At 72.2% G+C, this 14673-nt stretch carries 13 protein-coding genes; 3 read left to right on the top strand and 10 right to left on the bottom strand.

The annotated features are described in order from the left end of the window. Window positions 1–44: 44 nt before the first annotated feature. The 3 genes from ACFYOU_RS07135 to ACFYOU_RS07125 form a co-directional block, all read right to left on the bottom strand. Window positions 45–1010, bottom strand: a complete 966-nt coding sequence (locus ACFYOU_RS07135; protein WP_391304010.1) for a transporter substrate-binding domain-containing protein — start codon at window positions 1008–1010, stop codon at window positions 45–47. A 14-nt stretch (window positions 1011–1024) separates the two neighbouring features. Next, complete coding sequence (locus ACFYOU_RS07130) at window positions 1025–2596, bottom strand: hypothetical protein (protein WP_391304009.1); 1572 nt, start codon at window positions 2594–2596, stop codon at window positions 1025–1027. A gap of 201 nt (window positions 2597–2797) precedes the next feature. Beyond that, window positions 2798–3187 (bottom strand): winged helix-turn-helix transcriptional regulator, encoded by a 390-nt coding sequence (locus ACFYOU_RS07125; RefSeq protein WP_391304008.1) that lies wholly within the window; start codon window positions 3185–3187, stop codon window positions 2798–2800. Between the two features lie 88 nt (window positions 3188–3275). Here ACFYOU_RS07125 and ACFYOU_RS07120 point away from each other — a divergent pair, with 88 nt between their 5' ends. Then, complete coding sequence (locus ACFYOU_RS07120; RefSeq protein WP_391304007.1) at window positions 3276–3953, top strand: NAD(P)-binding domain-containing protein; 678 nt, start codon at window positions 3276–3278, stop codon at window positions 3951–3953. A gap of 94 nt (window positions 3954–4047) precedes the next feature. On the opposite strand, the gene ACFYOU_RS07115 is transcribed toward ACFYOU_RS07120, so the two are convergent. The 6 genes from ACFYOU_RS07115 to ACFYOU_RS07090 form a co-directional block, all read right to left on the bottom strand. Next, a complete protein-coding gene (locus tag ACFYOU_RS07115) occupies window positions 4048–5061 on the bottom strand; it encodes an N-acetylglucosamine kinase (RefSeq protein ID WP_389772199.1) in 1014 nt (337 codons plus the stop codon). Continuing rightward, a complete protein-coding gene (locus ACFYOU_RS07110; RefSeq protein ID WP_389772197.1) occupies window positions 5058–6323 on the bottom strand; it encodes a 6-phospho-beta-glucosidase in 1266 nt (421 codons plus the stop codon). The genes ACFYOU_RS07115 and ACFYOU_RS07110 overlap by 4 nt, the downstream gene beginning before the upstream one ends. Before the next feature lie 8 nt (window positions 6324–6331). Then, on the bottom strand, window positions 6332–7240 hold the full coding sequence (locus ACFYOU_RS07105; protein ID WP_389772195.1) for a carbohydrate ABC transporter permease: 909 nt from the start codon (window positions 7238–7240) through the stop codon (window positions 6332–6334). A gap of 3 nt (window positions 7241–7243) precedes the next feature. Beyond that, window positions 7244–8188: a carbohydrate ABC transporter permease gene (locus ACFYOU_RS07100; protein ID WP_385487298.1), complete on the bottom strand. Its 945-nt coding sequence runs from the start codon at window positions 8186–8188 to the stop codon at window positions 7244–7246. Between the two features lie 2 nt (window positions 8189–8190). Then, window positions 8191–9531 (bottom strand): extracellular solute-binding protein, encoded by a 1341-nt coding sequence (locus ACFYOU_RS07095; protein WP_391304006.1) that lies wholly within the window; start codon window positions 9529–9531, stop codon window positions 8191–8193. Window positions 9532–9735: 204 nt separating this feature from the next. Beyond that, a complete protein-coding gene (locus ACFYOU_RS07090; RefSeq protein WP_391304219.1) occupies window positions 9736–10941 on the bottom strand; it encodes an ROK family protein in 1206 nt (401 codons plus the stop codon). Between the two features lie 308 nt (window positions 10942–11249). On the opposite strand from ACFYOU_RS07090, the gene ACFYOU_RS07085 reads away from it, so the two are divergent. Next, window positions 11250–12329 carry a MerR family transcriptional regulator gene (locus ACFYOU_RS07085; protein WP_391304005.1) on the top strand — a complete coding sequence of 360 codons (1080 nt, stop codon included), beginning with the start codon at window positions 11250–11252 and terminating at the stop codon, window positions 12327–12329. Between the two features lie 369 nt (window positions 12330–12698). On the opposite strand, the gene ACFYOU_RS07080 is transcribed toward ACFYOU_RS07085, so the two are convergent. Further along, entirely contained in the window at window positions 12699–13760 is a 1062-nt protein-coding gene (locus ACFYOU_RS07080) for a mechanosensitive ion channel family protein (protein ID WP_389772186.1), read from the bottom strand. A 374-nt stretch (window positions 13761–14134) separates the two neighbouring features. Between ACFYOU_RS07080 and ACFYOU_RS07075 the strand changes: the two genes are divergently transcribed. Beyond that, window positions 14135–14671: an HNH endonuclease gene (locus tag ACFYOU_RS07075; protein ID WP_385487306.1), complete on the top strand. Its 537-nt coding sequence runs from the start codon at window positions 14135–14137 to the stop codon at window positions 14669–14671. Window positions 14672–14673 lie beyond the last annotated feature (2 nt).

Below are 14673 nucleotides of genomic sequence, written 5' to 3'. Positions count from 1 at the left end.
TCGTGCCCCGGCGGGCCGGATCGGACCTGCCGTCGTGCGTCGTCTCAGTCGCGGTACTGCGGGGCCGGCGGCTCCACGTCGGGGCCCAGGTCGTCGGCGAGCCACTTGTCGTAGGACTCCTGCCACTCCTGGGCGCGGTACTCCACGAGGACCTGGTTGACCCGGCGCACCAGGTCGTCCGAGCCCTTCTTCATCGCGATGCCGTAGTACTCGGTCGTGAACGGCTTGCCCTTCAGCTGCACCGTCGGGTCCTGGGCGGCCTGCCCGGCCGCCAGCGCGCTGTCCGTGACCACCGCGTCCACCTCGCCGAGTTGCAGTCGGACCAGGCAGTCGAGTTGGTTGGGCACCGTGGTCGAGACGTCCGCGCCGTAACTCTTCGCCTTCAGCGCGGTCTCGGCCGTGGAGCCCTTGGCCGAGCACACCCGCTTGTTCGCCAGGGTGCGGTTGTAGCCGGTGACGGTCGAGTCGCGGGGGGCGAGGACCTGCTGGCCCGTCCTGAAGTAGGCGGTGGAGAAGTCGACCTGCTCCAAGCGTTCGCAGTTGATCGTCATGGTCCGCACGATCATGTCCACCTGCCCGCTCTTGAGTGCGGGTATCCGCTGGTTGGTGGGGATCGCCCGGAACTGGACCGGGCCGCCCGGCAGGATCTCCCGCGCGACCGCCTTCGCCAGGTCGATGTCGAAGCCCTCCAGGCTGCCGCCGTCCTTGTTCGGGTCGCGGTAGCCCCAGCGGTAGCTGTTCTGGTCCACGCCGATCACCAGGCGTCCGCGCTTGCGGATCGCGGCGACCGCGGGCCCCGTTTCGGCACTCGCGCGCAGGCTGGACGCCTCCGGGGTGCAGTCCTCGGCCGCGGTCTGGAGGCCGTCGGCCACCCCCGGCCCGCCCAGCGGCGCCTCGTCGCCGTTGCTGTGGGTCACCGGCAACAGGACGAAGAGGGCCGTGAGGACGCAGGCGACCGCCATCGCGGCGACCCCGCCCCAACCCCGCAGGCTCACGCGTCGCGTACTCATCGTCGCGTCCCCTCTCACCGGTACTCCGACAGCCTGCGCCCGATGCCGAGCAGGGCGAACGCGGCGGCCAGCAGCGCGAGCGCCGCGGCGCCCAGGGCCAGGGCGTTCATGCTGCCCGGCGCGTGCCCGACGGCCTTCTTGAACTCGCCCTGTTCATGGGCGAGGGCCTTGTCCAGGGCCGCGTCGACCGCGTCGAAGCACTCCCCGGTCGGCCGGTCCTCGGTACTGACGCACCGGCCCGTCGGTTTGTCCTTCTCGGTACCGATGATCTTGTCCAGGGCGCCCTGGTAGTCGCCCGCGTTGTCCCGGTCACGGGCCACTCCGTGCCGCTCCTGCCAGACCTTCATGGCATCGGTGGCGTCCGAGACGGGCGTCCTGCCGTCCGCGTCGTCGGCGAGGTCCAGGGCCGCGGCCAGCAGACCGGGACGCCCCTCGGTGCCCGCGAGCAGGCCCATCTGCTCGTTGTACGCGGCGTCGTACTTGTCGACCGGGACGTCCTTCACCGTGACCGTCTCGGCGCCGCGGCTCACCAGGGTCAGGTTCTCGTTGCCGCGGGCCTTCAGGGACGCGAGGCGGGCGTCGTTGAGGGCGTTGAGCGAGCGCACCCCGTGTTCGTACGAGTCGTTCAGCCCGGAACGGGCCACCGAGTGCCCTATGACCAGCCACAGCAGGACGACCGTCGAGGCGGCGGTCGCGGCGAGCAGTCCGTGGTTGAACACCCGGTTGGTGCGCAGGTAGTTGCGGCGCTGGGCCCAGGCGAGGGCGGCCAGGGCGAGCGTGCCGACCCCGATGGCCACCCACGGGTAGGGCGTCGCGGCGTCGTAGTCGGCGCGCAGCCGGGCGTTCTCGCTGGTGTAGAGCTTCTCCGCGGCCGGCAGCATCTCGGTCTGCATCGTGTCGTTCGCGTACCGCAGGTAGGCGCCGCCCAGCGGCAGGCCCTGCCGGTTGTTGGCGCGGGCGCGTTCCACCAGGCCCGTGTACCGCGGCAGGAGTTGGTTGAGGTCGGCGATGGCGGCGGCGGACGCGGAGCCCGGTTCCGCTCCGGCGGACGCCGCGGCGAGCTTCTCGGAGGCGGTGTCGATGTCCCGCCGGTACCGTTCGATCACCTGGGCGGGCTCCTGGCCGCCGGCGAGGAAACCGCTGGACGCGGCGGTGTTGGCGTCGGCCAGCGAGCGGTAGACCGCTGCGGCTTCCGAGGCGAGGGGCTGGCTGCGGTGCAGGACGTCGTCGGCCGCGGTGGCGCGGTCCGTCACCTGCCAGGAGGTCACCGCGCCGAACCCGATGACCAGCAGGGCGAGGACGGCGCCGATGAGGCGCAGCCGGCCCGGCTCGGTGGTCGCCGCCGCGCGGAGCCGGTCCGTGCCTTCCGCCCAGGCGGACCGGCGGGGCGACAGCGCCGCCGTCGACGCCGGGGGCGCCGTCGGCTCCGGGGAGGGGTGCGCGGGGTGCGGCCGTGTGGGTGCGGAGGGCTGTCCGGGCACGCCGGCCGGCGCTCCGGACCCGCCCGGCGTCGGTCTGGTGGACGGGCGGCCGGTGGGCACGGCTCCGGTCGGTGCTTGTGTGCCGCGGTGCGACGGATGCGTCATGCGGCCTCCCCCGTGGTCATCCGTCCATCCCCCTGCGCTGCCCGTTCGGTGCGGCCAGTATCACCGTAGGCGCCCCCTCGCGCACGGGCATTGCCGGGATCTTGTGCCCCCCATTGGTGAATACGCCCTCCGAGGGTGTTCGGTTCCCTCTCGCACGCTCCGTACACACGATCGAGTGGCCCTACGGGCTCCGACGCGCCCCTACCCGGCGGTACGGGTACGGGGCGGGTCCGGCGGCGTGACGGCCTCCGCGGCCTCCTGCGCGGCCATCACCTCGTCGCCGTGTTCGAAGGCCCAGGCCCCGAAGGCGTCGATGGGGGCCAACAGGGTGCGGCCCAGGTCGGTCAGCCGGTACTCGACCCGCGGCGGCGCACCGGGCAGCGCGTGCCGCGTCACCAGCCCGTTGAACTGGAGGCGCCGCAGGGTCTCGGTGAGGACCTTGGAGCTGATGCCCCCGATGTGCTCCCGCAGTTCGACCGGGCGCCGCGGGCCGTCCCGCAGTGCCCAGAGCACCACGGCGTTCCAGGTGTGGGAGAGCAGGTCGAAGGCGAGGCGAGCGCGGCAGTCGGCGAGGAAGGCGTCGGTCGTCACGCACCACATGGTGCCCGACGGGCCCCCTAGCGTCGTGGTGAACGACCGGAACGGGCACCGCAGGACGGGGCACGGAGGGGAACGCGTGATGAGGATCGGCGTACTGGGCACGGGCAACATGGCGGACGCGCTCGCCACCCACTGGGTGCGGGCCGGGCACGAGGTGGCCGTGGGCGGCCGGGACCCGGACCGGGCGCAGCGGCTCGCGCAGCGCATCGGCCCCGCCGCGCACCCCACCGGGCTCGATGCGGCGGCCGGGTTCGGGGAGGTGGTCCTGGCGGCGCTGCCGTTCGGCGCGGGGGCCGAGGTGGTACGGGAACTGCGCGGGGTCCTGGCCGGCAGGGTGCTGCTCGACTGCTCCAACCCGGTCGGGCCCGGCTTCCGGTTGCTGACCGGGCAAGGGCCCTCGGCCGCGGAGCAGTTGGCCGCGGCGGCGCCGGAAGCCCGGGTGGTCAAGGCGTTCAACCTCTGCCACGAGGACGTGTGGCGCATGCGGCCCCCCGTCTTCGACGGCCGTCCGCTGGCGGTTCCGGTCTGCGGGGACGATCCGCAAGCCCTGGCCCTCGTGCGTGCGTTGGTGCGGGACGTGGGCTGCGATCCGGTGGCCGGCGGCGGGCTCGACCGGGCGGGGCTCCTGGAGGCGACCGCCGCGCTGTTCATCTCGCTCTGGGTGGGCGAGGGGGTGGACGCCCAGGCCGTGGCGCCGCCGCTGGCCTACGCGACCGGCCCGGCGCGTGCGGAGGGGACGCCTCCGCCGGCCGGCTGAGGGTGCGGCGCGGCGCCGCACCCCGTGCGGGAGCTGTCCGTGCGCCGGCCCGTGCAGGGGGCGGGCCGGCGCACGGACGGGACCGGACCCCGTCCTAGGAGAAGTGCTTCCGCAGCCGCTGCCCCGCGTCCGCGTCCGCGCCGATGCGGTCCAGCCCCAACAGCGCGGAGCCCAGCACCGGGCGCTGGGTCACCACCTGGGGCACGGCCTTCGGCGCCCGCTCCGCGAGCCGTTCGCGCACCCCGGAGTCCAACCGGGGGTGCCGGGCGGCCAGGATGCCGCCGCCGAGCACCACGGGCGTCTCCTCGTCCAGCAGTTCCAGCCGCCGCAGCGCCACCACCGCCATGCTCACGACCTCGTCGGCGAGCCGGTCGACCAGGGAGCGGGCGACGGGGTCGCCCTCCTGCGCGGTGGCGAACAGCACGGGGGTCAGCTCGTGGCAGCGCCCCGCGGGAACGTGCCCGAGGTGCAGCGCCTCGATCAGCGCGGACATCGTGTCGAGTCCGAAGTGCCGGGGCAGCGCGTGCGCCAGCTCGGTGGGCTCCCCGCGCCCGTCCTCGGCCCGCGCCCCGAACCACAGGGCCTCCTCCGCGAGACCGAGGCCGCCGCCCCAATCCCCGGAGATCTTCCCTATCGCGGGGAACCGCGCGGTGCGACCGTCGGGCCGCATGCCCACGCAGTTGATGCCCGCCCCGCACACCACGGCCACGCCCCGCGGTTCGGCGACCCCGGCCCGCAGCAGGGCGAAGGTGTCGTTGCGCACCTCGACGCTGTCGACGGCGCTCCAGCCCCGCCGCCGCAGGGCCTCGGCGAGCTGTGCCTCCTCCACCGGCAGGTCGGCGTTGGCCAGGCACGCTGACACGTGCCCGACCGAGGTGACGCCGGCCTCGGCGAACGCCGGCGCCACCGCTTCGGCGAGCGCGTCGACCGCCGCCTCGACGCCCACCTTCGGTGGTTGGAACCCGCCGCCGCGGCCGGTCCCGGCCACCCGTCCGTCGGCCAGGACCACCGCGACGTCGGTCTTGCTGTTCCCCGCGTCGATGGCGAGCACCGGCCGGCCCGCCACGGCGGGCGGTCCGGGCCGCTGCGAGGGGGTGGAGCCGCTCATGCCCACGCGAGGTGCTCCCGGTTGTGCGCGATCAGTTCGTCGGTGAGCTTGTCGGCGTACTCGACCTGCCCGATCAGCGGATGGGCGAGCAGCGTGCGGAACACCCGGTCGCGGCCCCCGCGCAGTGCGGCGTCCAGTGCCAGGTCCTCGTACGCCGTGACGTTCGCGACCAGCCCCGCGTACAGCGGGTCGAGCTTCGGCACGGCCAGCGGACGGGGTCCGTCGGGGCCGACCTCGGCCTGCACCTCGATCACCGCGTCGTCCGGCAGGAACGGCAGGGTGCCCCGGTTGAGGGTGTTGACCACCTGGTACGGGCTGCCGCCCCCGCCGAGCAGTGCGGCGGCCAGGTCGACGGCGGCCTCCGAGTAGAAGGCGCCGCCGCGCTTGGCGAGCAGGGCGGGCTTCTCGTCCAGGGCGGGGTCCCCGTACATCTCCAGGAGTTCGCGCTCCATGGCGGCGACCTCGGCGGCCCGCGACGGCTTGGTCCGCAGTTCGCGGACGACCTCGTCGTGGGCGTAGAAGTAGCGCAGGTAGTAGGAGGGCACCACGCCGAGCCGGTCGAGCAGGGACCGGGGCAGGCTGAGCGAGGAGGCGATGGTGTCGCCGTGTTCGGCGAGGAGCTTCGGCAGCACGTCCTCGCCCTGCGGCCCGCCGAGGCGGACCCCGGTCTCCCAGGTGAGGTGGTTGAGTCCGACGTGGTCGAGGTGGACCTCGCTCGGGGCGACGCCCAGGTGGTCGGCGAACCTCCGCTGGAAGCCGATCGCCACGTTGCACAGCCCGACGGCCTTGTGGCCGGCGCTGAGCAGGGCCCGGGTGACGATGCCGACCGGGTTGGTGAAGTCGATGATCCAGGCGTTCGGGTTGGTGCGCCGGACGCGTTCGGCGATGTCGAGGACCACCGGCACCGTGCGCAGTGCCTTGGCGAGGCCGCCCGCGCCGGTGGTCTCCTGACCGATGCAGCCGCAGGTCAGCGGCCAGGTCTCGTCGTTGTTGCGGGCGGCCTGGCCGCCGACGCGCAGTTGCAGCAGGACCGCGTCGGCGTCGGCGACGCCCGCGTCCAGGTCGTCGGTGGTGGTGATGGTGCCCGGGTGGCCCAGCTTGGCGAAGATCCGCCGGGCGAGCCCGCCGATCAGTTCGAGCCGGTCGGCCGCCGGGTCGACCAGGACGAGTTCGGAGACGGGGAGGGTGTCCCGCAGCCGCGCGAATCCGTCGATGAGCTCGGGGGTGTAGGTCGACCCTCCGCCGACCACGGTCAGTTTCATCAGTAGTACTAGCCCTTCACTCCAGTGAGCGTGACACCCTCGACGAACGCCTTCTGGGCGAAGAAGAAGACGAGGATGACCGGTGCCATGACCAGCACGGTAGCTGCCATGGTCAGGTTCCAATTGGTGTGGTGCGCGCCCTTGAACGACTCCAGTCCGTAACTGAGCGTCCAGGCGGCGGGGTTGTCGGACGCGTAGATCTGCGGTCCGAAGTAGTCGTTCCAGGCGTAGAAGAACTGGAAGAGGGCGACCGCGGCGATGCCCGGTTTGGCCATCGGCAGGACCACCCGCAGCAGGGTGCGCAGTTCCCCGCAGCCGTCGACCCGGGCCGAGTCCAGGTACTCGTCCGGGATGGTCAGCAGGAACTGCCGCAGCAGGAAGATCGAGAACGCGTCGCCGAAGGCCATCGGGATGATCAGCGGCCAGAGCGTCCCCGACAGGTCCATCTGCTTGGCCCAGAACAGGTACATCGGGATGATGACGACCTGCGGCGGCAGCATCATCATCGAGATGACCAGCATCAGCGAGAGCTTGCGGCCCCGGAACCGGAACTTGGCGAGCGCGTACGCCACCGGGATCGAGGACACCACCGACAGCACGGTCCCCAGGCCCGCGTAGAGCAGGGTGTTGCGCCACCAGGTGAGGAAGCCGGGGGTGTCCCACACGGTGAGGTAGTTGTCGAACTTCCAGTCCCGCGGCCACAGGTCGCGGGTGAGCGCCTGTTGGTCGCTCATCAGCGAGGTCAGCAGCACGAAGGCGAACGGCAGCAGGAAGAACAGGGCCGCCGCCACGCCGAGCGAGTGCACGGCGATCCAGTGCAGCAGGGCCTTGCGGCGGGCGGTGCGCTGGGCGGGCGTGACGGGGGCCGGCGCGGGGCGTACCGCGCGCGCCGGGGTCTTCTCGGTCACCTGGGCCATGGGTCAGTCACCGGTCCCGATGAGGCCGCCGCGGCGTCGCATCAGCAGTGCGGTGAACGCCATGGCGAGGACGAACAGGACGAGCGCCCCGGCACAGGCGGTGCCGTAGTCGAAGCGCTGGAAGCCGACGTTGTAGACGAGTTGGGGCAGGGTCAGCGTCGAGGCTTCCGGATAGCCCGGCTCGAAGGGCTGCCCGGAGCCGCCCATCCGCCCGGAGGCCACCTTGGCGGCGACGATCGGCTGCGTGTAGTACTGCATGGCCGCGATGACCCCGGTCACCACCGCGAACAGGATGATCGGGGAGATGTTCGGCACCGTCACGAACCGGAACCGCTGGAAGCGGGAGGCCCCGTCCAGTTCGGCGGCCTCGTACTGCTCCTTGGGCACGTCCAGCAGGGCGGCCATGAAGATGACCATGAGGTCGCCGATGCCCCACACGGCGAGCACGGTCAGCGCGGGCTTGGACCAGTCGGCGTCGTTGAACCAGCTGGGCGCGGAGATGCCCACCGACTCCAGCACGGAGTTGACGGGGCCGGTCCCCGGGTTGAGCAGGAACACGAAGGCCAGCGTCGCCGCGACCGGCGGCGCGAGGTAGGGCAGGTAGAACAGGGTCCGGAACACCCCGGTACCCGACTTGATCTTGGTGATCAGCAGCCCGATGCCGAGCCCGAAGGCGACCCGGCAGGTGACCATCACCAGCACCAGCCAGAGGGTGTTCTGCATCGCGGGCCAGAACTTCGGGAAGTCGTTGAACAGGTACGACCAGTTGTCGAGCCCGTTCCAGGTGGGCGGTGCGAAGCCGTCGTACTGCATGAACGAGAAGTAGACGGTCGACACGAGCGGGTAGGCGAAGAAGACGGCGAACCCGATCAGCCAGGGCGAGAGGAAGGCGAACGTGCGAAGCGCCGAACGACGGCGCTTCGCCCGCAGCGTGTGCTGGGTGGCCACGGTTACCGCGCGACCTTCGCGAGGTCCGTGTCGATCTGCTCGGCGGTCTCCTCCAGGCCGGCCTGGAGGTCCTTGACCTTGCCGGCCTCGTAGCGGTAGCCGAAGTCCTGGAGCGTGTTCTGGTACCCGATGCCGTCGACCGCGCCGGGCGAGGTGTTCGACTTGGGGTGCTTGGCGATGTCCAGGAAGGTCTTGAACCGCGGGTCGAGCTTCAGGTCGGGCGAGTCGAGCGCCGCCAGCGTCGACGGGACGTTCTTGATCCCGTTCGCGAACTGCACCACCGCGTCGGTGTCGGTGGTCATGTACTTCATCAGCTTCCAGGCGGCGTTCTTCTTCTTGCTCTGCGGGGCGATGCCCATGATCGTCCCGGACAGGTAGCCCTTGCCGTACTCGTCCACCTCGTCGTCCGCGACGGGCAGCGGCGCCACGCCGATCTCGAAGTCGACGTCGGCCGCCTCGGCCATGCCGAGCCGCCACTCGCCGTCCAGCTGCATGGAGACCTGACCCAGGTGGAAGGGGTGCTCCGCGGCCCACTCGTCGCCGAAGGTGGTGCGGTACTTCTCCAGCTTCCCGAAGCCGCCGAGTTTGTCGACCAGCTTCTTCTGGAAGGTGTACATCTCCGCGAACGCCGGGTCCTTGGCGATGTTGGACTTGCCGTCCGCGTCGAAGTACTCGTGGTTCCACTGGGACATGTAGTGCGAGACGACCGTCTCGTAGCCGTGGTAGTTCGGCATGAAGCCCAGGGTCTCGTAGCTGTCGCCCTTGGCCTTGGTGAGCTTCTTGGCGACCTCCAGGAACTCGCTCCAGGTCTTCGGCGGCGCCTTGATCCCGGCCTTCTTGAACTCGTCCTTGTTGTAGTAGAGGCCGTAGGCGTCCGACAGCAGCGGCAGCGCGCACCGCTTGCCCTCGAACTGCGTGTACTCCAACAGCACCTTGGAGAACGTCTTCTCCAGGTCGATGCCGTCCTTCTCGATGAACGGCGCGAGGTCCGTGAAGGCGCCGGAGGAACAGAACTTCCCGACGTTCGCGGTGGTGAACGAGGACACCACGTCCGGGCCCTTCGAACCGCCCGCCCGCAGCGCCTGGTTGAGCTTGTCGTCGTTGATCGCACCGACGACCTTCACCTTGATGTTCGGGTGCGCGTCCTCGAAGCGGGCGATGTTGTCCTCGATCGCCTTCACTTCCGAGGGAGCGGTCCAGCCGTGCCAGAACGTGATCGTCGTGTTCTTGGACGCGTCGTCTTCGGCACCCGTCGACGACTCGCCCGTACAGGCCGTCGCGAACAGGGCTATCGAGGTGGTGGCGGCCAGGGCGGCCGCGGCCTTCCGACGGAATCCGGGCATGACGGTGTCTCCCTTGAGCGGGTCGGGGCAAACGGGTGGTGTGTGCGCCGTACGTGCTGTGCGGGGATGTGCTGGTGGTACCGGACGGGGCTGGGGGTGGGGACGGGGGTAGGGAACGGGGGACTGGGGGTGCGTGGTGATGCGTGGTGCGTGTGGTGCGTGGTGCATCCGGGCTCCCGGAGGGGGCCGGATCCCGTGGGGGGCTTAGGGGGCGCGCGAGGTGTCGAAGACCTCGTCGCGGGTGGCCGCCAGCGCGCTTTCCAGCGCGCCGCGCAGCACGGGGTGTCCGTCGACCGTGCCGACGACCAGCTTCGGCCGGGAGGCGGCCAGGTCGGCCAGTTCGGCCTGGACCAGCGAGCGCAGCGCCTCACCACCGGCGGTGAGCACCGAGCCGCTGAGCACGATGAGTTGGGGGTCCAGCACGGAGACCAGGGAGGCGAGCCCGGTCGCCAGCCCGGTCGCGTAGGTGCGCAGCAGGTCCTGGTACGCGTCGCCGATCCGGCCGTGGTGGCGGGACGTCCCCGGGTCGGCGAGGTGGTCGACCGCCCGTCTGATCAGGGTCGCGGCGGCTTCCGGGTGGGGGCCCTGCGGCACCGGGACGATGCCCAGCCGGCGGGCGAGCCGGGCGACCACCTGGGCCCCCGCCAGCTCCTGGTAGCCCCCGCTGTTGGTCTTCGTGACCTGACGCATCAGCGGGGCGCCCGGCACCGGGAGGAACCCGACCTCGCCCGCGCCGCCGGTCCACCCGCGGTGCAGTCGGCCGCCGATGACCAGGGCCGCGCCGAGCCCGTCCTCGTTCCACAGCAGCACGAAGTCCTCGTGCCCGCGGGCCGCACCGAGCCGCTGTTCGGCGACGGCCGCGAGGTTCACGTCGTTCTCGTAGCCCACGGGCATCGGCAGGGCCGCGGCCAGGTCGTCCAGCAGGGTGGGGGAGTGCCAGCCCGGGAGGTGGGAGGCGTAGCGCAGCCGCCCGGTGTTCGGGTCGAACGCGCCCGGCGTCCCGATCACGAGCCGGTGCACCTCGCCCCGGGTCAACCCGGCGGCGGACGCGGCACCGTCCACCGCCTCGGTCACCAGCTGGACCACCGGTCGGTCGCTGCGGCGGCCGGGGGTGCGCAGGGCGTACTCGCCGACGGTGCGGCCGGTGACGTCGGCGACCGCCGCGCGGATGCCTTCGGGGCGGACGTCCAGCCCGGCCGCGTGCGCCGCCGTCGGGTTCACCGCGTAGAGCTGGGCGTTCGGACCGGGGCGGCCCTCGGTGGTGCCGGTGGCACGGACCAGGCCGGCGGCCTCCAGCCGGGCCAGGAGCTGGGACGCGGTGGGCTTGGACAGCCCGGTGAGCTCGCCGATCCGGGTACGGGACAGGGGCCCCTGCGCCAACAGCAGGTCCAGCGCCGCGCGGTCGTTCATGGTGCGGAGGACGCGGGGGGTGCCGGGGGTGGTCGGCGCGCTCGGGCCGCCGCCCGGGCCGGGGTGCCAGACGGGGCCGCCGTGACCGGTGTGACCGGTGGGGTCGGTCGAGGTCATCGCGGAATCACCTGCCCTTCCCGTCCCCGGAGCACTGTTAGGAAACTTTCCTATCCGTTGCAGGGAAGGTAGGGGCCCATGCGCGCGGTCGTCAATGGAGCGGACGGGCGGCTACCAACTCGTTATCTGTGTCCGCGCACCGGCCCGCCCCGCTTGACCCTCAAGCCGCTCGAAGGGGGAGGCTCAGACGCATGGACGAACAGAGCAACCCGGGCGCGCCCGGTGACCCGGACGCACTGATGGGCATCGGCGCGTTCGGGCGGCGGGTGGGACTCGCCGCCAGCGCGCTGCGCTTCTACGACGACTGCGGCGTACTGCGGCCCGCGCGGGTGGACCCCGTCACCGGATACCGGTACTACTCCCCTGACCAGGAGGAACGCGCGGTGCGGGTGCGCCGGTCGCGGGCGGCCGGGGTGCCGCTGGCCGATGTGCTGGCGGTGCTGGACGGTCCGCCCGAGGACGCCCGCACCGTCCTGGAGGACCACGCCCGACGGGCCGCCGAAGCGGCCGACGCGGCCCGCGCCGCGGTACGGGACCTCCTGGTCGAACTGCCCGGCCCGACCACGACCGCCCGGGTCGGGGGAGCGGAGTTCTCCCGGGCGCTGCGGCAGGTGGTCACGGCGACGGCGAGCGGTGCGGTGCGGGCCGAGCACCCCGTGCTGGGCTGTCTGTCGGTCGAACTGGACCACGGGGAGGTCCGGGTGGTCGCCACCGACCGGTACCGGCTCGCGGCCCGCACGCTACGGGCCGACGCGGGGCGGGGCGGGCCCCGGTCGTTCCTGGTCGAGGCGGAACGGGCGCGGGAACTCGCGGTGTGGGCGCTGCCGCTGTCGGAGGTCACCGTCGAGGCGGGGCCCGAAGGGGTGCGGTTGCTCGGTCCGGAGGGGGAGCGGTCGGTGCGCGTCGCCTCCGGGGAGTTCCCCGACTGGCGGGCGGTGCTGGCCGGTCTCGGGCCGGTGCGGCAGCGGGTGGTCGTCGACCGGGCGGCGCTGCGGGGGCCGCTGGTCGCGGCGGGCGAACGGTACGTGACCCTCACGGCGGGGCCGGACGGGGTCGCCGTCGACGGGGTGCGGGTGCCGCGGGCGCTGTGTGGTGGGGGGCGGGTGCGGATCTCCTTCGATCCCGGGGTGCTGTTGCCCGCGGTGGACGCGGGGGTCGGGCCCGATGCGTTGTTGGAGGTCCGTGAGGTGGACGGGCCCGTCGTGGTTCGTTCTGCGGATCAGGGCAGCTTTACCACGTGCGTGATGCCGGTGCGGGTTCCTGGCCCTTGAACTCCTGCGGGTGCGCTGTCCCGTGCGGGTGCGCTGTGGTTGCTCGCGCAGTTCCCCGCGCCCCCTTCGGGTGCGCTTCCCCGCAGGTCCGCTGTCCAGCGCGGGTGCGTCGTGGGTTTTGCGCAGTTCCCCGCGCCCCTCATCGGGGCTCTCCCCACCGCCGTCCAGCAACGAGGCCCCAACAGGGGCGCGAGGAACTGCGCGAGCAACCCCCGCGCACCCGCAGCCGAACTCCCGGCCGGAGGTCCCGATAGGGGCGCGGGGAACTGCGCGAGCAACCCATGCGGACCCGCAGTCGACCCTCGACCGGAGGACCCCGATCAGGGGCGCGGGGAACTGCGCAAACCCGCAGCGCACCCGCAGGGGGGCCTACTTCGTGAGGTTGGTGGGGGGGATGGGGGACGCGGCCATCGACTGCGGCGACGCGGTGTTCGCGTACGCCGACGGCGGGGACACCCCCGCCGTCGGATCCGCCGCGGACTCGTCCGCCTGCTGGAGCGGCAACCCCCCGACGATCCGGATGCCCGCCGCGTCGAACGCCCGCTTGATCCGCCACCGCAGCTCCCGCTCGATGCCGAGCGACTTGCCGGGCATCGTCTTCGCCGTGACCCGGATCACCATCTGGTCGATCAGCACGCTGTCCAGGCCGAGGACCTCGATGGGACCCCACAGCTGCTCGTTCCACGGCTCGTCCTTGGCCATCCGCTCGGCGACCTCCGTGAGCGTCGCACGGACCCGGTCCAGGTCCTCGCTGGGCCGCACCGTCACGTCGACGCCCGCGGTGGACCAGCCCTGCGAGAGGTTGCCCACGCGCTTCACCTCGCCGTTGCGGACGTACCAGATCTCACCGTTGTCGCCGCGCAGCTTGGTCACCCGCAGCCCCACCTCGATGACCTCGCCGGAGGCCACGCCCGCGTCGATCGAGTCCCCGACGCCGTACTGGTCCTCCAGGATCATGAAGACGCCGGACAGGAAGTCCGTGACCAGGTTGCGCGCGCCGAAACCGATCGCGACGCCTGCGACACCGGCCGAGGCCAGCAGCGGCGCCAGGTTGATCTGGAACGTGGACAGGACCATCAGCGCGGCCGTGCCCAGGATGAGGAAGGACGCGACCGAGCGCAGTACCGAGCCGATCGCCTGCGAGCGCTGGCGGCGGCGCTCCACGTTGACCAGCAGCCCGCCCAGTGCGGTGCCGTCGACGGCCTGCACGGTCCGGTTCATCCGGTCTATCAGCTTGGTGATGGCCCGCCGGATCACCACCCGCAGCACCACGGCGATGACGAGGATCAGCAGCACGCGCAGACCGATGCTCAGCCACGTCGACCAGTTCTGCTCGACCCAGCTCGCGGCGTTCGTCGCCGACTCGTGAGCGTCCTCCAGGGTGACGGGACCCGGGTCGGCGCCGGTGACCGGCAGGACGGACAGGAACACGGCAGGTACCTCCAGGCTCAGCGGCCTGCCCGCTGGGGGACGGCGGGGTGGGGCGACCCGCCGGGATCGGGCAGACACACCACACTAACGGGGCAGTGTCGCCCGAACAGTGCTCCGATCGCCGCGCACCGGGGCGTTCGGAGGGCTCGTCGGGCGGCCGCGGGGACCCGCTCCCACCAGGGCGGGAGCAGGGGTCGGGGACCCCGTACCACGAGGTGGCGGGTGGTGGGTGCCGGCGGTGGTCGGGGCGACGTGAGAATAAACTCCCTCGCCCCGTTACCGGGAGGTGGTGGCGCGTCGACCAGGCAAGAGGAGAGACTGAACCAGATCGTCCCGGCGCGAGCCACGCGCCGCCGGCGTACAAGGAGGCATACGTGCCGCACGTCCTGGTCCTCAACGCGTCGTACGAGCCCCTCGGCGTCGTACCGCTCCGCCGCGCGCTCGTCCTCGTCCTGGAGAACAAGGCAGTCTGCCTGGAGGAATCAGGCGCCTTCATGCACAGCGCGACCGTCACCGTTCCAGCACCGAGTGTAGTGCGGCTCAAGCGTTTCGTCCGGGTCCCCTACAGGGGGCCCGTTCCTCTGACCCGGCGTGCCCTGTTCGCCCGCGACGGTGGGCGCTGCATGTACTGCGGGGGCGTCGCGACCAGCGTCGACCACGTGATCCCGCGCAGCCGGGGCGGTCAGCACGCCTGGGACAACGTCGTCGCCTCCTGCCGCCGCTGCAACCACGTCAAGGCGGACCGCCACCTGGTGGAGATCGGCTGGCGGCTGCGGCACGAGCCGGCGCCGCCGACCGGGCTGGCCTGGCGCATCATCGGCACCGGCCACCGGGACCCGCGCTGGCTGCCCTACCTCCAGCCGTACGGCGCCGATGACGCACTGGCCCGGATCGACGGCGTCTCCGCCTGACG

The organism is Streptomyces sp. NPDC005955 (assembly GCF_042871255.1).
GTDB lineage: Bacteria > Actinomycetota > Actinomycetes > Streptomycetales > Streptomycetaceae > Streptomyces.
This window is presented reverse-complemented; position numbering and strand designations above follow the sequence as displayed.